Annotated in this window: 17 protein-coding genes; 12 read left to right on the forward strand and 5 right to left on the reverse strand. The window is 66.5% G+C overall.

Going from position 1 to position 16,376, the window contains the following annotated elements; genetic code table 11:
* Positions 1-7: 7 nt before the first annotated feature.
* Positions 8-1,813, reverse strand: coding sequence for an ABC transporter ATP-binding protein (locus V8U06_RS24340; protein WP_427142874.1), 1,806 nt, complete (start codon positions 1,811-1,813; stop codon positions 8-10).
* 190 nt (positions 1,814-2,003) lie between these two features.
* Between V8U06_RS24340 and V8U06_RS24345 the strand changes: the two genes are divergently transcribed.
* From V8U06_RS24345 to V8U06_RS24370, 6 genes are all read left to right on the forward strand, one after another.
* Entirely contained in the window at positions 2,004-3,053 is a 1,050-nt protein-coding gene (locus V8U06_RS24345; protein WP_427142875.1) for a glycoside hydrolase family 5 protein, read from the forward strand.
* Positions 3,054-3,363: 310 nt separating this feature from the next.
* Entirely contained in the window at positions 3,364-3,618 is a 255-nt protein-coding gene (locus tag V8U06_RS24350; protein ID WP_226921288.1) for an acyl carrier protein, read from the forward strand.
* Entirely contained in the window at positions 3,615-4,787 is a 1,173-nt protein-coding gene (locus tag V8U06_RS24355; protein ID WP_226921289.1) for an acyl-CoA dehydrogenase family protein, read from the forward strand. The genes V8U06_RS24350 and V8U06_RS24355 overlap by 4 nt, the downstream gene beginning before the upstream one ends.
* 4 nt (positions 4,788-4,791) lie before the next feature.
* Positions 4,792-5,706 carry an amino acid--[acyl-carrier-protein] ligase gene (locus V8U06_RS24360; protein ID WP_226921291.1) on the forward strand — a complete coding sequence of 305 codons (915 nt, stop codon included), beginning with the start codon at positions 4,792-4,794 and terminating at the stop codon, positions 5,704-5,706.
* A 1-nt stretch (position 5,707) separates the two neighbouring features.
* A complete protein-coding gene (locus tag V8U06_RS24365) occupies positions 5,708-6,667 on the forward strand; it encodes a DUF1839 family protein (protein WP_427142876.1) in 960 nt (319 codons plus the stop codon).
* A gap of 11 nt (positions 6,668-6,678) precedes the next feature.
* Positions 6,679-9,123 carry a glycosyl hydrolase 2 galactose-binding domain-containing protein gene (locus tag V8U06_RS24370; protein ID WP_427142877.1) on the forward strand — a complete coding sequence of 815 codons (2,445 nt, stop codon included), beginning with the start codon at positions 6,679-6,681 and terminating at the stop codon, positions 9,121-9,123.
* A 51-nt stretch (positions 9,124-9,174) separates the two neighbouring features.
* Here V8U06_RS24370 and V8U06_RS24375 read toward each other — a convergent pair whose 3' ends face one another.
* Positions 9,175-9,363, reverse strand: coding sequence for a hypothetical protein (locus V8U06_RS24375; protein WP_226921297.1), 189 nt, complete (start codon positions 9,361-9,363; stop codon positions 9,175-9,177).
* Positions 9,364-9,514: 151 nt separating this feature from the next.
* Here V8U06_RS24375 and V8U06_RS24380 point away from each other — a divergent pair, with 151 nt between their 5' ends.
* Both V8U06_RS24380 and V8U06_RS24385 read left to right on the forward strand, forming a co-directional pair.
* The gene (locus tag V8U06_RS24380) at positions 9,515-10,096 is read left to right on the forward strand and encodes an IMPACT family protein (RefSeq protein WP_427142878.1); all 582 of its coding nucleotides are present in this window, start codon (positions 9,515-9,517) and stop codon (positions 10,094-10,096) included.
* A gap of 259 nt (positions 10,097-10,355) precedes the next feature.
* Positions 10,356-11,015 (forward strand): peroxiredoxin, encoded by a 660-nt coding sequence (locus tag V8U06_RS24385; protein WP_226921301.1) that lies wholly within the window; start codon positions 10,356-10,358, stop codon positions 11,013-11,015.
* Positions 11,016-11,067: 52 nt separating this feature from the next.
* Here V8U06_RS24385 and V8U06_RS24390 read toward each other — a convergent pair whose 3' ends face one another.
* Positions 11,068-11,304, reverse strand: coding sequence for a hypothetical protein (locus tag V8U06_RS24390; protein ID WP_427142879.1), 237 nt, complete (start codon positions 11,302-11,304; stop codon positions 11,068-11,070).
* 98 nt (positions 11,305-11,402) lie between these two features.
* On the opposite strand from V8U06_RS24390, the gene V8U06_RS24395 reads away from it, so the two are divergent.
* Entirely contained in the window at positions 11,403-12,014 is a 612-nt protein-coding gene (locus V8U06_RS24395) for a TetR/AcrR family transcriptional regulator (protein ID WP_427142880.1), read from the forward strand.
* A 4-nt stretch (positions 12,015-12,018) separates the two neighbouring features.
* On the opposite strand, the gene V8U06_RS24400 is transcribed toward V8U06_RS24395, so the two are convergent.
* A complete protein-coding gene (locus V8U06_RS24400) occupies positions 12,019-12,690 on the reverse strand; it encodes an HAD-IA family hydrolase (RefSeq protein WP_427142881.1) in 672 nt (223 codons plus the stop codon).
* A 190-nt stretch (positions 12,691-12,880) separates the two neighbouring features.
* Here V8U06_RS24400 and recF point away from each other — a divergent pair, with 190 nt between their 5' ends.
* From recF to V8U06_RS24415, 3 genes are read left to right on the forward strand one after another with little or no spacing between them, the layout of a single operon-like run.
* Positions 12,881-14,005: a DNA replication/repair protein RecF gene (gene recF, locus V8U06_RS24405; RefSeq protein ID WP_427142882.1), complete on the forward strand. Its 1,125-nt coding sequence runs from the start codon at positions 12,881-12,883 to the stop codon at positions 14,003-14,005.
* A complete protein-coding gene (gene moeB / locus V8U06_RS24410) occupies positions 14,002-14,769 on the forward strand; it encodes a molybdopterin-synthase adenylyltransferase MoeB (protein WP_427142883.1) in 768 nt (255 codons plus the stop codon). Before recF ends, moeB begins: the two co-directional genes overlap by 4 nt.
* The gene (locus V8U06_RS24415; RefSeq protein WP_427142884.1) at positions 14,766-15,236 is read left to right on the forward strand and encodes a GNAT family N-acetyltransferase; all 471 of its coding nucleotides are present in this window, start codon (positions 14,766-14,768) and stop codon (positions 15,234-15,236) included. The genes moeB and V8U06_RS24415 overlap by 4 nt, the downstream gene beginning before the upstream one ends.
* On the opposite strand, the gene V8U06_RS24420 is transcribed toward V8U06_RS24415, so the two are convergent.
* A complete protein-coding gene (locus V8U06_RS24420) occupies positions 15,233-16,237 on the reverse strand; it encodes a 2-hydroxyacid dehydrogenase (RefSeq protein WP_427142885.1) in 1,005 nt (334 codons plus the stop codon). The two genes, V8U06_RS24415 and V8U06_RS24420, sit on opposite strands and share 4 nt — an antisense overlap.
* Positions 16,238-16,376: the final 139 nt, after the last annotated feature.

The following is a 16,376-nucleotide window of genomic DNA, read 5'->3' on the forward strand; positions in this document are numbered from 1 at the left end:
CGAAACCTCAGTCCTCGACAATCTCCGCATGCCCCGTCTGAATGTTCCAGAGGTTGCGATAGAGCCCGGGACGGTCGACCAGGTCACTGTGCGAACCGGACTGGATGATCCGCCCCGCTTCCATCACGTGGATGGCGTCGGCATGGACCACGGTCGAGAGCCGGTGGGCGACGAGGATCACGGTGCGCTTGCCCTTCATCTTGGCCAGCGAACGCTGGATCGCCGCTTCCGTCTCGTTGTCGACCGCGCTCGTCGCCTCATCGAGGATGAGGATGGCCGGGTCGATGAGGAGGGCGCGGGCGAGCGCGATGCGCTGGCGCTGGCCGCCGGAGAGCTTCTGGCCGTATTCGCCGATCTGGCTGTCGTAACCGTCGGGCAGGTCACGGATGAAGCCATCCGCTTCCGCCATGCGCGCGGCCTCTTCCACCGCGGCGCGGCCCGCCTCCGGCCGGCCATAGGCGATGTTGTCGGCGATCGAGCCGGCAAACAGCGTCACCTCCTGCGGCACCCAGGCCATGCTCTTGCGCAGCCGTGCGCCCGACCAGTCCGCAAGCGGCACGCCGTCGAGCAGGATGCGGCCCTTCTGCGGGCGGATGAAGAGCCCGAGCAGCTTGATGAGCGTGGACTTGCCGCTGCCGGTGGGGCCGACGAGGGCCACCGTCTCGCCCGCCTTGATGGCGAGGTTGATATCCGTGACGCCGCCGGGGCTCGTCGCATAGCGGAAACCCGCGCCGTCGATCTCGAAGCGTCCGGCGACCGCGGCCTCGTGATCGCCGTGCGGTTCGCCGCGCGGCTCGTCGAGCAGGCGCAGGATACGGCGGGTGGAGGCCATGGCGCGCTCGTAGAGATCGGCGATCTCGGCAAGGCCGGTCATCGGCCAGAGCAGGCGCTGGGTGAGGAAGACGAGGAGACCATAGGCGCCGACCTGCATCTGGCCGGTCAGCGTCAGCCAGCCGCCGATGAGGAAGGTGGCGAGGAAGCCGGAAAGGATCGCCATGCGGATGATCGGGATGAAGGCGGAGGAGACACGGATCGCCGCACGGTTCGCCTCGACATAACCGAGGCTTTCCTTCGTCAGCGAGGCTGTCTCGCGCGCCTCGGCGCCGAAGGCCCGGATGGTCTGCAGGCCCTGCAGGTTGGTGGTGAGGCGTGCGCCGAGGCCGCCGGCCCGCGCCCGCACCGCATCGTAGCGCGCCTGCGCCCGCCGCTGGAACCAGAAGGCGCCCGCGATGATCGCCGGCACCGGCGTGAAGGCGATGACCGCGATGAGCGGGCTGACGATGAAGAACACCGCGCCGACGAGGATGACGGCGGAGAAGGTCTGGATCAGCTCGTTGGCGCCGCGGTCGAGGAAACGCTCGAGCTGGTTGATGTCGTCGTTCAGCACGGCGACGAGGTCGCCGGAACGGTTTTCCTCGTAGAAGCTCGTCGGCAGGTGCTGGGCGTGGTCGTAGCACAGGATGCGCAGCCGGTGCTGCACGTCCTGCGCCAGGCCCCGCCAGAGAATCTGGTAGAAATATTCGAACAGCGACTCGCCGAACCAGATGAGGAAGGTGGCGATGCCGAGCAGGGTGAGCTGCTGCACCGGATCGGTGATGCCGACCTTCGCCACGAAGGAATCCTTGCCGCGCACCACCACGTCGAGCGCGATGCCGATGAGGATTTCCGGCATGACGTCGAAGACCTTGTTGATGACGGAGGAGGCAACGGCGCGCAGGACGCGCCCCTTCTCTTCGCTGACAAGCGAGAGCAGCACCCGGAGCGGATGGCGCTTCGCGGTGGACAGGGGAGCGGCAGTCTCGGAGACGGTCATGGAGCGGAACCTGTTGGCGGCGCGGGGAGAGCGCCCGCGAGAGATGCCTCCGGCTCTAGACGGATGCATTCCCGCTGGCAATCGCCTAAATCCACCGCACCGGCAAGGGCAGGCTTAACGCGGCCTTAACGCTGCCTGCCGCTTGATCGGCCCGGCCCCGGCATGATGCGCGCGGCGATGGAGGCATGGCATGCGATCCTCATTTTCCGCGAGCGCGCTTTTTCGGCTGACGGCCTGCCTCACGGCGCTCGCCATGCCCGCCCAGGCCGGCGCGGCCTGCCTTGCCGGCATCAACCTGGCCGGCGCCGAGTTCGGCACGGGACGGGGCACCTATGGCAAGGACTACATCTACCCCTCCGCCGAAACCATCGCCTATGTCGCCGGCAAGGGGTTCAATGCCGTGCGCCTGCCGTTCAAGTGGGAGCGGCTGCAGCCGCGCCTTGGCCGCGGCTTCGACAAGGCGGAACGCGACCGGCTTGCGGCGACCGTCAAGGCGCTGCGCGCGGCCGGCATGACCGTCATCCTCGACCCGCACAACTACGGCTACTATGACGACGGGCAGATCGGCTCTCCGGCGGTACCGGACAGCGCCTTCGCCGATTTCTGGCGGCGGCTTGCCGAGGACTACAAGGACGATGCCGGCGTGCAGTTCGGCCTGATGAACGAGCCGCACGACATGCCCGCCCCGCAATGGCTCGCCACCGCCAACGCCGCCATCGCGGCGATCCGGGAAACGGGTGCGATGAATTTGGTGCTCGTGCCGGGCACGATCTGGACGGGCGCGCATAGCTGGGAGGAACCACGGGAGGGTGGCGCCAACGGCACCGTCATGCTCGGCATCGAAGACCCCGCCAACAATCACGCCTACGAGGTGCACCAGTATCTCGACGGCGATTTCTCCGGCAAGGCCGCCGCCTGTGCGCGGGCGGACGATGCAGTGAAGGCGCTGGAGCGCTTTACCGACTGGCTGAAGCGCAACGGCAAACGCGGTTTCCTCGGCGAATTCGGCGGCTCGGCCGAACCGGCCTGCCTCGATGGCCTTGCCCGCATGACGGCGCTGGTGCGCAAGGAGGCTGGCGTCTGGACCGGCTGGACCTATTGGGCGGCGGGCGACTGGTGGTCGGCGGACGAGCCGCTCAACATCCAGCCGACTCCCGCCGGCGACCGGCCGCAGCTTGCCGCGCTGGCGGCGGGTGGCGCCCTCCCCGCCAGGCGGGATGCCTGCCCCGCGCTGCCGTAAACCTCTTTTTGGGCAGGGATTCCCGTTTTCCCGCGCGCTTTTGCAACGTGGCTAACGAAAGCTGAACGGGGGCAATCCGTATCGTTGCGGGACAGTGCCACCTTCCCGCAACCTGCTGGGGAATCAGCCTTGCTCAGGATTTCTTCAGAATTGACGGAAACCTCGCGTTTCAAGGTGATCCAGCGCCCGCCAGGGTTTCACAAAATCTTATCCATGTCCCTTCAGCCGATCTTATCGACCGCGGCGTAAGCCTTCCGGGAACGATAAGCAAAGGCCAGCTGTCCGGCCGCAAGAAGCGATGGAGAAGAACATGAAGCAGAAGATCCGTGATATCCTGGGCAAACACGGCGGCCTCCCGGTTCCGGTCGATACGCTCGCCGACGATGCCGACCTCTATGCGGCGGGCCTGTCCTCCTTCGCCTCCGTGCAGGTGATGCTCGGCATCGAGGAAGCCTTCGACGTGGAGTTCCCCGACAACCTGCTCAACCGCAAGTCCTTCCAGAGCATCGACGCGATCACGCGGGCCGTTTCGAGCCTCGTCGGCAATGCGGAGGCCGCCGAATGACCCTCACCATCGGCTCCAGCCTCACGGAACGCGCCGAGCGCGTTTCCGCCGTGGCCGCGGCCCATGCCGACGACGTGGACGTCAAGGGCCGTTTCCCCCGGGAAGCGGTCGACGCCATGATCGCCGAGCGGCTGCTGTCCATCCAGATTCCCGCCAGCCTTGGCGGCGAGGATGCCTCGATCTCCGAGATCGCCGAGGTCTGCTCGCTGCTCGGCCAGAGCTGCTCGGCGGCGGCCATGGTCTTCGCCATGCACCATATCAAGCTGTCGAGCCTCGTTTCGCACGGGGCGGGCGATGCCTGGCACTCGGCCTTCATGCGCCGGGTCTCCGACGAACAGCTGCTGCTCGCCTCGGCGACGACCGAAGGCGGCATCGGCGGCAACCTGCGCAACAGCATCTGCGCCATCGAGATCGATGGCGACACCTGCCGTCTCAGCAAGGACGCCACCGTCATCTCCTACGGCGCCCATGCGGATGCCATTCTGATCACCTCCCGCTCCCACGCGGATGCAGCCTCGACCGATCAGGTCATGACCGTCTTCACCAAGGACCAGTACACGCTGGAGCAGACCCATGTCTGGGATACGCTCGGCATGCGCGGCACCTGCTCGGACGGCTGGCTCTTCAAGGGCGAGGCGCCGAAGGCGCAGATCCTTCCGAAGCCCTTCGCGGAAATCGCCGCCCAGTCGATGCTCGCAACCTCGCATCTGCTGTGGAGCGCGGTCTGGTACGGCATCGCGGTCAACGCGGTCTCGCGGGCGCAGGCCTTCGTGCGCGCCGCGGCTCGCAAGAGCCCCGGCGTGACGCCGCCCGGCGCGCTGCGCCTTGCCGAGGCGTCGAACCTGCTGCAGCTCGTCAAGTCCAACACCATCGCCGGCCTCAAGGAATATGAAGCCGCCAAGGCGGACCCGGACCGGCTTTCTTCCATGGGCTTCGCCGTGGCGATGAACAACGTTAAGATCGCCTCCTCCGAGACGATCCTCGCCATCATCAACCAGGCCATGCTGATCGTCGGCATCATGGGCTACAAGAACGGCACTCCGTTCAGCCTCGGCCGGCACCTGCGCGACGCGCATTCCGCCCAGTTGATGATTTCCAACGACCGCATCCTCGGCAACACGTCGAACCTCCTGCTTGTCCACAAGCAGGACACCAGCCTGATCGGGTGACACCATGGACATGCAGACCTCCCTTCTCGACCGGCTCTTCGATACGGGCCTTCTCATCGACACGGGCGTCGAAGGCCTCTACGGCCGCAGCGGCGCCTTCGAGGACGTCATTGCCCGCTTCGAGCGGCTGATCGACGCCTATGGCGGCGTCGATGGCGCGGAAGCCATGCGCTTTCCGCCGGGCATGAACCGCGCGCATTTCGAATCCAGCGGCTACATGAAGAGCTTCCCGCAGCTTGCCGGCACCGTGCACAGCTTCTGCGGCGGCGAACTCGACCATATGAGCCTCCTGCAATGCATGGAGGTCGGTGGCGACTGGACCAAGGACCAGAAGGCGACGGACATCGTGCTGACGCCGGCGGCCTGCTACCCGCTCTACCCGACGATCGCCAAGCGCGGCCGCCTGCCGGCCAAGGGTGGCCTCTACGATCTCCAGTCCTACTGCTTCCGCCATGAGCCGTCGAACGACCCGGCCCGCCAGCAGCTGTTCCGCATGCGCGAATATGTCTGCATGGGCACGCAGGAGCATGTGACGACCTTCCGCCAGACCTGGATGGATCGCGGCCTCGAAATGATGGCAAAGCTCGGCCTCGACGTGACGATGGACGTGGCCAACGACCCGTTCTTCGGCCGCGCCGGCCGCATGCTCGCCAACAACCAGCGCGACCAGAACCTGAAGTTCGAGCTGCTCATCCCGGTGACCTCGGCCGCCAAGCCGACCGCCTGCATGAGCTTCAACTACCACCAGGACGCGTTCGGCGCGAAATGGGGGCTCAACCTCGAAAACGGCGACGTCGCGCACACCGCCTGCGTCGGTTTCGGCCTGGAGCGCATTGCGCTTGCCCTCTTCGCCCGCCACGGCCTCGACATCGCCGCCTGGCCGGTCGATGTCCGCAAGGTGCTGGGATACCAGGACTGACATGACCGCCGTCTTCGCCGGGCTTGATCCCGAGACCTACCGGCCGCACGCGCTGCACGACGCGGAGCGCATGTGGCCGGAGACGAATTGCTATGTCGACCTCTGGATCGAGGTGCTGAACGCGTTCGGCACCGCCCCGGAGGCGATGCTCGGCTTTTCGCTGACCCAGGATTTCGAGGGCGACCAGTTCACCTTCTTCAAGGTGCCGCTGGAAGACCTCGAAACGCTCTACGGTATCCGGTGCACGGAACTGGCCATTTTCGACCGGGTGGAGAGCCATGTCGCGACGCAGATCGCGCGCGGCCGGCTCTGCCTCGTCGAGATGGACAGTTTCTACATGCCCGATACCCGCGGCGTCGCCTACCGGCAGGAGCACGGCAAGACGACGGTGGCGATCAACCGGCTGGACCTTGAAAACAAGCGGCTCGACTACTTCCACAATGCCGGCTTCTTCCGGCTGGAAGGCGAGGATTTCGACGGCCTCTTCCATCTGAACGATGGCCCGGAGGACCTGCCCTTCCTGCCCTATACGGAATTTTCAAAATTCCCGGAGCAGCGGCCCGACGCGGCGCATCTGCGCCAGGCGGCCAAGCGCCTGCTTGCCGCGCATTTTGCACGGCGCCCGGCGGAAAACCCCGTCGCGGCCTTTGCGAAGGTGTTTCCGCAGCAGGTCGAGGCCGTGGCGGACCGCCCCTTCGGTTTCTTCCACAAATATGCCTTCAACACGCTGCGCCAGCTCGGCGCCAATTTCGAGCTTGCCGGCAGCCATCTCGACTGGCTGGGCACCGGGAACGAGGCTGCCGACGCCGCGCGGAAAATTTCCGAGACGGCGAAGTCCGTGCAGTTCCAGCTTGCCCGCGCCGTGACGCGGCGAAAGTTCGATCCGCTGGCAACGGCGCTCGATCCTGCGATCGAAGCGTGGGATAATCTGATGGCCCTGTTGGCCGCCCGCATCGACTGAAGGAAGACGGAATGTCCGAGACCGGAAAGGCGCTCTCCACCGGCTGGCGCATGGCCCTGACACCGGCCGGCGCCGCTGCCGACCCGGCAGCGCTGCAGGACCTTTCCGATTTCCTCGACGCGCCTGTACCCGGCACCGTCGCAGGCGCGCTCGAACGCGCCGGCCGCTTCGACCGCACCGCGCCAGAACCGCTCGACCACCTCGACGCCTGGTACGTGCTCGACCTTTCCGGCGAAGCCCCTGGCGATGCCGTGCTGCATTTCGACGGTCTTGCGACGATCACCGAGATCTGGTGGAACGGCGCGCTCGTGCACGCCTGCGACAGCATGTTCGTGCGCCACGATCTGCCCGTCACGCTGACCGGCAGCGACCGCCTCGCCCTCTGCTTCCGCGCGCTGAAACCGCATCTGGAAAAACGCGGACCGCGCGCCCGCTGGCGGCCGCAGATGATCACGCCGCAGGGCCTGCGCCTCGTTCGCACCACGCTGCTCGGCCGCATGCCCGGCTGGTGCCCCGAGGTTCACGCGGCCGGCCCCTGGCGGCCGGTCCGCCTGTCGCGGCCGACCCCTGCCCATGCCTCGGACATCCGCCTCTCCGCGCGCCTTCACGAAAACGGCAAGGGCCAGCTGGAGATCGGCTTCACGCTCGACTGCGCGACCACGCCAAGGGTGGAATGCGGCGGCGTCAGCGTCGAAGCGATTGCCAATGGCGATCACAGTTTCAGCGCCAGCCTCACCATTCCCCATGTCGAAGCCTGGTGGCCGCGCACGCATGGCGCGCCCGTGCTGCACGATATCTGGCTCGTCGTCGATGGCGCGCGCCACAAGCTCGGCCGCACCGGCTTCCGCCGCATCGAGATCGACCGCGGCGCCGATGGCCGCGACTTCGCCCTCATCGTCAACGGCGCGAGGGTCTTCTGCCGCGGCGCGGTGTGGACCAATGCCGATATCGTCGACCTGCCGGGTGAGCGCGCACGCTACGAACCGCTGCTGACGCTCGCCGCCGAAGCGAACATGAACATGCTGCGCATCGGCGGCACCATGGCCTATGAGACGCCTGACTTCTTCGCGTTGTGCGACGAGCTGGGGCTGATGGTCTGGCAGGATTTCCAGTTCGCCAATTTCGATTACCCGGCTAACGATCCCGCTTTCATCGAGACCGTGCGCAGGGAGGCTTCGCAGTTCCTCGACGCCACGGCCGCGGCCCCCTGCCTTGCCGTCCTGTGCGGCGGCAGCGAGATCGACCAGCAGGCGGCCATGCTCGGCCTGCCGGAAGCGGCCTGGGCCGGCCCGCTGACGCGCGACATCCTGCCTGCCCTCGTCGCCGCGCATCGGCCCGACGTGCCCTATGTGGAGAACGCCCCGAGCGGCGGCGCCATGCCCTTTTCGCCCAATGCCGGCGTCACGCACTATTACGGTGTCGGCGCCTATTGCCGGCCGCTGGAGGATGCGCGCCGCGCCGGGGTGCGCTTCGCCGCCGAAAGCCTCGCCTTCGCCAATGTGCCGGAACAACCGACGCTCGACAGCCACCTGCCGGTGCCGGCCGTGCACGACCCGCGCTGGAAGGCCCGCGTGCCGCGCGACCGCGGCGCCTCCTGGGATTTCGAGGACGTGCGCGACCACTATCTCGGCCTCCTCTACGGCGAAGACCCGGCGCGCCTGCGCCGCGAGAATCCGGCCCGTTATCTCGATCTCTCGCGCGCCGCCGTCGGCGAGGTGATGGAGGCGACCTTCGCCGAATGGCGCCGCCCGCAATCAACCTGCAACGGGGCGCTCGTCTGGACCTTCCAGGATCTCCTGCCGGGCGCCGGCTGGGGCATCGTCGATGCGACGGGCCTGCCGAAATCCGCCTGGCATGCGCTGCGCCGCGCCTTCCGTCCGGTGCAGATCGTTCTTTCCGACGAGGGCACGAACGGTCTCGACGCGCATGTGATCAACGACAGCGCCGACGAACGGCACCTGACGCTGGAGCTCACCTGCCTGCGCCACGGTCGCCAGCCCGTCGTTTCGGGCCGCAGGGAGCTCGCGCTTGCGCCGCATGCGGCGCTGACGCTGCCGGCAACGGAGCTCTTCGGCGCCTTCTTCGATACGACCTATGCCTTCCGCTTCGGCGCGCCCGCGCATGACGTGACGGTCGGCCGGCTGGTCGATACGGACGGAGCCGTGGTCGCCGAGGCATTCCATTTTCCGCGCGGCCGGGCGGCGGCGGTTCCCGCCAAGCTCACGGCCATGCTTCATCAGGATGCAAAGGGCTGGGTGCTCGATCTGTCGGCGGAACGCTTCGCCCAATCCGTGGCGATCGAGGCCGAGAGCTTCCTGCCGTCGGACAACTGGTTCCACCTCGCGCCCGATAGCGTGAAGCAGATCCGCCTTGCGCCGCGCCCCGGCACCGATCCGGCGACAAGACCGTCCGGCGATATCCGCGGCCTCAGCCTCGAATCCATCACGGCCTTCTGACGACGACGGCCGGGGACTTGCAAGAAATCAGGGATGATTTTTCAGGGCGCGTCAGAAAAAGACGTGCACCGGCCACTGGACCGGCCGGCGGGATGCGGAAAGACGGCTGCCTTCGAGCGGAAGCCGTTCTTCCGTGACGCTGCCCCGATCCTTGTCGGAACCGGCGTCTTCGGTCTTCGGCTGGAAGCCGACCGGATAGAGGTTGAAGTAACCGAGCGTCACGCCACCGAGATACATCATGCCACTGCCTCCGTCGTTGTTACGATCCGTTCAGCATCATGGCGAAATCGTGGCGACTGTCAATAGTCTATAGATTTAGTGTTCTACTTGCCCCTTGAAGCCTGCGGGCCGGAACGGATACGAGACGGTCACGACCCACCCGGTAACCGCCTTGTACACGCTGGATAGACCCGAACATTTCGAGCAGGAGATCCGCAAGAGCCGGTTCCTCGCCATTGCCTGCCCGGTCGACAGCGAGGCAGAGGCGAAGGCGCGGCTGGCCGAGGTCTCGGTACCGGCGGCGAACCACAATTGCTGGGCCTGGCGCATCGGTCAGGCCTATCGCTTCAGCGACGATGGCGAACCGAGCGGCACCGCCGGCAAGCCGATCCTGCAGGCCATCGACGGCCAGGCGCTCGACCGCACGCTGGTGGTGGTGACGCGCTGGTTCGGCGGCATCCTGCTCGGCAGCGGCGGCCTCATTCGCGCCTATGGCGGCACGGCGGCGACCTGCCTGCGCGCAGCGGTCAAGACCGAATATGTCGAGCGCACCGCACTCTCCGTCTCGCTCGGCTTTTCCGACCTCGCGCTGGTCAAGGCGCGGCTTGCCGCCTTTGCCGGCCTGGTGATGGACGAGGAAACCTATCACGATACGGGCGCGCGCCTTTCCTTCCGCGTGCCGGCGGAAAGGGCCGAAGAGATCGGCCGCCTGATTATCGATCTCACCAGCGGACGCGCGGAAATCGACGGCTGAGGGACGGTTTTCCCGTCCGTTTGAAATAAAATCGCCTTTCCTTCCCGCACCGGCTTTAGAGAACGGTTTGGCGTCTCGGCGAGGACTTGCCGAAAGGCGTCTTCCCCGCGCCGCGATCGGCGCAAAGTTGCGCTCTTTCCCGCCTCCGCGCGGCAGCGTGCCGCTATAGGCAAGGCCGGTTTTTCGGTCTATCTACCGGCCGGACCTATTCTTGCGGGCACCTTGCCCGCGCTCCCCGCACGACAGAGAGGACGAACCCATGAGCCTTCGCATCAACGACATCGCTCCGGACTTCACCGCCGACACCACGGCCGGCCAGATCGGCTTCCACGAGTGGATCGGCGACGGCTGGGCCGTGCTCTTCTCGCACCCGAAGAACTTCACCCCGGTCTGCACCACCGAGCTTGGCGCCATGGCCGGCATCGAAGGCGAATTCCGCAAGCGCGGCGTCAAGATCATCGGCATCTCCGTCGATCCGGTCGACAGCCACACCAAGTGGAAGGCCGACATCCGCACCGCCACCGGCTTCGACGTCGAATATCCGCTGATCGGCGACAAGGACCTGAAGGTCGCCAAGCTCTATGACATGCTGCCGGCCGCTGCCGGCGAAAGCTCGGAAGGTCGCACGCCCGCAGACAACGCCACCGTGCGCTCGGTCTTCGTCATCGGCCCGGACAAGAAGATCAAGCTGATCCTCACCTACCCGATGACGACGGGCCGCAACTTCGCGGAAATCCTGCGCGCGATCGATTCGATCCAGCTCACCAGCAAGCATCAGGTCGCAACGCCGGCCAACTGGCAGCAGGGCGACGACGTGATCATCACCGCCGCCGTTTCCAACGAAGACGCGATCACGCGCTTCGGCTCCTTCGATACGGTGCTGCCTTACCTGCGCAAGACGCGCCAGCCGGCCGCCTGAGCATTTTAGAACCGGACCAAAGGAAAGCCGGGGTCGCAAGACCCCGGCTTTTTCATTTTACGCGCAGGATGAAGTTGGCGAAGCGCTTCTGCACGAAGGGGGAAACCACGAAGACCATGGCGAACACCATGATCGGCGTAATGACCGCCGTGCGCTGCCAGGTGGTCCAGCCCTCGGTCAGCGGCAGCACGATGAAGAGTATCGCGGTGATCAGCGGATAGACGGGCAGGAGCGTGGCAAGCGCGAGATGCGGCTTGGAGAGTTTGCGGGCGGGAGAGGCCTGGGTCATCTAAGGAGCCTTTATAGAACGGAACGTTTCGTTTATATAGAAACGAAACGTTCCGTTCAAGTACCTTTCGTGCTACAGCAGGAAAAAAGGAAATGGACATGACAGAGGCAGAGACACAGGCTCCGCGCCGCTCCATCGGCGCCACGCGCAACCCCGCCAGCCAGGAGGCGATCCTTCAGGCGGCCGAAGCGGTGCTTCTGGAAAACGGGCTCGGCGGCTTTTCCATCGAGGCGGTGGCGCGGCGCGCGCGCGCCGGCAAGCCGACCATCTATCGCTGGTGGCCCTCGCAGGCCGCGCTGCTGCTCGACGTCTATCATTGCCGCAAGAAGGTGAACTTCAATTTCCCCGACAAGGGCAATGTGCGCGACGACCTGCGGGCCTATCTGACAGGGCTTCTGGCCACCTGGGGCGAAGGCACCAGCGGCGCGGTCTTCCGTTGCGTGGTGGCGAAGGCACAGGGCGAGCCGGATGCGCTCGCCGCCCTTTCCGCCTATATGGCCGAGCGCCGCAGCCAGAGCGGCAAGATCATCGAGAAAGCACAGGCGCGCGGCGAGGTGCGCGATGACGTGCACCCCGAACTGGTGATGGAAATGCTTTCGAGCTTCGCCTGGAGCCGCCTCCTCACCGAGCGGCTGGAGGTCTCCGACGCCGAGATCGAGGGCGTGCTCGACATGGTGCTGGCCGGCATCGAAGTAAAGCCGGCCGCCTGATCGTTCAGCCCGCCGTGTAGACGAGCCGCAGGCTGCCATCCGCCTCGATTTCGGTGGCGACGTCTTCGTAGCTCGACAGGCGGGGATGGCTGGTCTCGATGGCGTGGTGATGCGTCGCCGTTATCGCGACCACATGCGCGCCGGCGCTCTCGCCGGCCAGAATGCCTGCCGGCACATCCTCGAAGACGAGGCAATCGGCCGGATCGAAGCCGAGGCGCGTGGCGCCGAGGATATAGCCTTCCGGCGCGGGCTTGCCCTTGCTGACATCTTCCGCCGTTACGATCATGTTCGGCAGCGGGATGCCGGCGGCGGCAAGGCGGCGATGGGCGAGCGCCACGGGCGCCGAGGTCACGATGCCCCAGCGGTCGGCGGGCAGCGCGGCAAGGAAGGCCAGGACGCCGGGAATGGGCACGATGCCGCCCAGATCCTCGAGCTCGCCGCGTTCCAGTTCCTTCACCTCCTCGGCCGGGTCGACGCCCGGCAGGCCGAGCCGGGTGATCGTGTCGATGCCGCGCACGCCATGCATGGTGGGCAGGAAGGTCGCAACGTCGAGCCCGTGCTTCAGCGCCCAGCGGCCCCAGACGCGCTCGGTGGCGGCAACGGAATTGAGAAGCGTGCCGTCCATGTCGAAGAGGAAGGCGGAGAAACTGCGGGCAAAGACGGGACGTGCGGACAAGGGGAACCTGCTGGCTGGGAGGGGAGTGTGCAAAGCGGGCGGACCCTTGGATTACCCGCTGCCGCTGCGTGAAGCAACCGCGCTCACACGGTTGTGTCCGCCGGCCCGCCATCCCATCTTTCTGTTGTTGCCCGACGAATGTGCCGCGAAGTGATTCCACTCCGGCGAAAAATGCTCTAGCTCTCGACCCATGCCGCACAAGGTCTTCCTCTCCCGCCTCAAACTCACGGATTTCCGCAACTATGCGGGCCTGTCGCTGCCGCTCGACGGGCGGCATGTCGTACTGACGGGACAGAACGGCGCAGGCAAGACCAATCTCATGGAAGCCGTTTCGTTCCTCTCGCCCGGCCGGGGCCTGCGCCGCGCCGCCTATGGCGACGTGCCGCGCGCCGGCAGTGCCAACGGCTTTTCCGTCTTCGCCACCCTCGAGGGCATGACAGGCGAGGTCGATATCGGCACCGGCACCGAAGGCGGCGAGGACGGACAGGCGCGGAAACTGCGCATCAACGGCACGCCGGCCCGCACGGTCGACGAACTGCTCGATCACCTGCGCGTGCTCTGGCTCACCCCTTCGATGGACGGTCTCTTCACCGGCCCCTCGGCCGACCGTCGCCGCTTCATCGACCGGCTCGTGCTGTCGCTTGATCCCGAGCACGGCCGCCGGGCGACGGATTTCGAGAAGGCGATGCGCGGGCGCAATCGCCTGCTCTCCGAACCGCGGCCCGACCCCGTCTGGCTGACGGGGCTGGAAAAGCAGATGGCCGAGCTGGGCGTCGCCATGGCCCATGCCCGCCACGAACTCGTCGGTCTCCTCTCAGGCCTGGTGGAGGCGGCGCGCGACGACGGGCCGTTCCCCTCCGCCACGATGCGCCTGTCCGGCTTTCTCGACGAGGAATGGCTGCGCCCGGCCTACGAGGTCGAGGAGATCTATCTCGAGATGCTGCAAAACGGCCGCTACCGCGACGCCGCCGCCGGCCGCACCCTGGACGGCCCGCACCGCGCCGACCTCCTCATCCGCCACCGCGAGAAGGACATGGAGGCCGAGCGCTGCTCGACGGGCGAACAGAAGGCATTGCTTGTCGGTCTCATCCTCGCCCATGCCGGTCTCGTGGCCAGCATGACGGGCCATGCGCCGGTGCTGCTGCTCGACGAAATCGCCGCCCATCTCGACGAAGGCCGCAGGGCCGCGCTCTTCGACCGCGTCGATGCGCTCGGCGGCCAGGCCTTCATGACCGGCACCGACCGTGCGATGTTCGATGCGCTTGGCGCGCGCGCGCAGTTTCTCACCGTCTCGAACGGAGGCATCCTTTCATGACCGACCCGCTGAGTTCCGAAGAGATCGACCGCTACCGCCGCCATATCGTGCTCGCCGAGATCGGCGGGGCAGGCCAGCAGAAGCTGAAGGCGGCCCATGTGCTGATCGTCGGGGCAGGCGGCCTCGGCGCGCCGGTCATCCAGTATCTCGCCGCCGCGGGCATCGGCCATATCGGCGTTCTCGACGACGACACGGTCTCTCTTTCCAACCTGCAACGCCAGGTGATCCACGACACCGCGGGCCTCGGCACGGCGAAGATCGCCAGCGCCGAGGCGGCGGTTTCCCGTCTCAACCCGCATGTGCGCTTCACCGGCATCGCCGAGCGGCTTACCGCGGACAATGCCCCCCGCATGCTGGCCGGCTACGACCTTCTCATCGACGGTTCGGACAATTTCGATACGCGCTATGCCGCGGCCGATGCGGCGGAAGCAGCACGCATTCCGCTCGTCACCGGCGCCGTCGGCCGCTTCGACGGGTCGCTGACGGTGCTGAAGCCCTATACGGCTGGCGCGGACGGGGCGCTCAATCCCGGCTACCGCGATCTCTTCCCCTCCGCCCCGCCGCCCGGCGTCGTGCCCGCCTGCGCGGAGGCCGGCATCGTCGGCGCGCTGACGGGCGTCATCGGCACGCTGATGGCGATGGAGGCGATCAAGCTGGTCACGGGCGCCGGCGAACCACTGGTCGGACGGCTGCTGCTCTACGACGGGCTGGCTGCGCGATTCGAGACGCTGAAATACAAGCGGCGCACACCGGAGGCCCGATGACGGATATCGTCGAGATCGGCCCGGATTTCGACCGCTGGGAGGATCTGCTGGGGCTCATCCTTGCGGCCTTCGCTTCCATGGACGGCATCATCGACCCGCCGTCGTCCGCCCATCTGTTGACGCCGGAGACGCTTGCCGCCAAGGCCCAGCAGGAGATCGCCTTCATGGCAGAGGATGGAGAGGCCCTCGTCGGTTGCATCTTCTGCCGGCCTGAAGACGGGGCGCTCTATATCGGCAAGCTCGCGGTTGCCGGCAACCAGCAGGGCAAGGGTCTCGGCCGTCGCCTGCTGGAGCGCGCCGAAGCGCTCGCCCGCGCAAGGAACCTGCCGGCCCTGCGGCTCGAAACCCGCATCGAGCTGACCGCCAACCATGAAACCTTCGCCCGCTGGGGTTTCGTGCGGACGGGCGCCTACGCCCATCCCGGCTTTACGCGCATCACCGCCATCGAGATGCGCAAGTCGCTTTAGACCCGGCTCGGCAGCACCCGGTCCGGCGGGCGGTGGCCGTCGAAGAAGGTGCGGATGTTGATCACCACCTTCTCGCCCATGTCGACGCGGCCCTCAATCGTCGCCGAGCTCATATGCGGCAGCAGAACGACCTTGCCTTCCGCGGCCAGCTTGAGGAGCTTCGAATTGACCGACGGCTCGTTCTCGAAGACGTCGAGGCCGGCGCCGGCGATCTTGCCTTCCCGCAGGCACTTGATCAGCGCCGTCTCATCGATGATGCCGCCGCGCGCCGTGTTGACGATGTAGCTGGTCGGCTGCATCAGCTCCAGGCGGCGGGCCGAAAGCAGGTGGAAGGTGGCGGGTGTCGAGGGGCAGTTGACCGAAACGATATCGACGCGGGCGAGCATCTGATCGAGGCTGTCCCAGTAGGTCGCTTCCAGCGCGTCTTCCGTCTGGGGATTCACGCGGTTGCGGTTGTGATAGTGGATGGAAAGGCCGAAGGCCTTGGCGCGCTTTGCGACGGCCGTGCCGATGCGGCCCATGCCGACGATGCCGAGACGCTTGCCCCAGATGCGCCGGCCGAGCATCCAGGTCGGCGACCAGCCCGACCATTCGCCCCGGCGGTCTGTAAGGATGCGTGCACCCTCCGCGAGGCGGCGCGGTGCGGCGAGGATCAGCGCCATCGTCATGTCGGCCGTATCCTCGGTCAGGACGTTCGGCGTGTTGGTGACGGTGATTCCCTTTCGCGCCGCCGCCTCCACATCGACATTGTCGACGCCGTTGGAGAAGCAGGCGATCAGCTTGAGTTGCGGCCCGGCCTGCTCAATCAGCGCGGCATCGATTCGGTCCGTCAGCGTCGGCACGAGCACGTCCGCGCTCTTCACGGCGGCGACGAGTTCGGGCTGGCTGCGCGGCGTGTCGTCGATGTTGAGTTCGGCGTCGAACAGTTCGCGCATCCGGGTCTCCACCACCTCTGGCAGGCGGCGGGTGATATAGACCTTCGGTTTTTTCTTCTGCGTCATGGGATGTTCCGGCGTCCTGTTGACGGGTCCTTAACCAAGTTGGGCAAGGATTGCTTCATCAGGGGCATTTTCTACCAGACCCGGTCGCGAAGACAATCCGCCCATGGGGCCGTTCCCGCGATTTGCCATCTTGCACCGG

The sequence above is a fragment of the Shinella sp. G-2 genome, assembly GCF_050172695.1.
Classification (GTDB): Bacteria; Pseudomonadota; Alphaproteobacteria; order Rhizobiales; family Rhizobiaceae; genus Shinella.

Coding starts and splice junctions, on each gene's coding strand:
- V8U06_RS24420 (WP_427142885.1), bottom strand. CDS start 16,237: ATGACGCAGAAGAAAAAACCGAAGGTCTATATCACCCGCCGCCTGCCA.
- V8U06_RS24375 (WP_226921297.1), bottom strand. CDS start 9,363: ATGATGTATCTCGGTGGCGTGACGCTCGGTTACTTCAACCTCTATCCG.
- V8U06_RS24395 (WP_427142880.1), top strand. CDS start 11,403: ATGACAGAGGCAGAGACACAGGCTCCGCGCCGCTCCATCGGCGCCACG.
- V8U06_RS24390 (WP_427142879.1), bottom strand. CDS start 11,304: ATGACCCAGGCCTCTCCCGCCCGCAAACTCTCCAAGCCGCATCTCGCG.
- V8U06_RS24370 (WP_427142877.1), top strand. CDS start 6,679: ATGTCCGAGACCGGAAAGGCGCTCTCCACCGGCTGGCGCATGGCCCTG.
- V8U06_RS24360 (WP_226921291.1), top strand. CDS start 4,792: ATGGACATGCAGACCTCCCTTCTCGACCGGCTCTTCGATACGGGCCTT.
- V8U06_RS24415 (WP_427142884.1), top strand. CDS start 14,766: ATGACGGATATCGTCGAGATCGGCCCGGATTTCGACCGCTGGGAGGAT.
- V8U06_RS24365 (WP_427142876.1), top strand. CDS start 5,708: ATGACCGCCGTCTTCGCCGGGCTTGATCCCGAGACCTACCGGCCGCAC.
- moeB (WP_427142883.1), top strand. CDS start 14,002: ATGACCGACCCGCTGAGTTCCGAAGAGATCGACCGCTACCGCCGCCAT.
- V8U06_RS24345 (WP_427142875.1), top strand. CDS start 2,004: ATGCGATCCTCATTTTCCGCGAGCGCGCTTTTTCGGCTGACGGCCTGC.
- recF (WP_427142882.1), top strand. CDS start 12,881: ATGCCGCACAAGGTCTTCCTCTCCCGCCTCAAACTCACGGATTTCCGC.
- V8U06_RS24385 (WP_226921301.1), top strand. CDS start 10,356: ATGAGCCTTCGCATCAACGACATCGCTCCGGACTTCACCGCCGACACC.
- V8U06_RS24350 (WP_226921288.1), top strand. CDS start 3,364: ATGAAGCAGAAGATCCGTGATATCCTGGGCAAACACGGCGGCCTCCCG.
- V8U06_RS24340 (WP_427142874.1), bottom strand. CDS start 1,813: ATGACCGTCTCCGAGACTGCCGCTCCCCTGTCCACCGCGAAGCGCCAT.
- V8U06_RS24355 (WP_226921289.1), top strand. CDS start 3,615: ATGACCCTCACCATCGGCTCCAGCCTCACGGAACGCGCCGAGCGCGTT.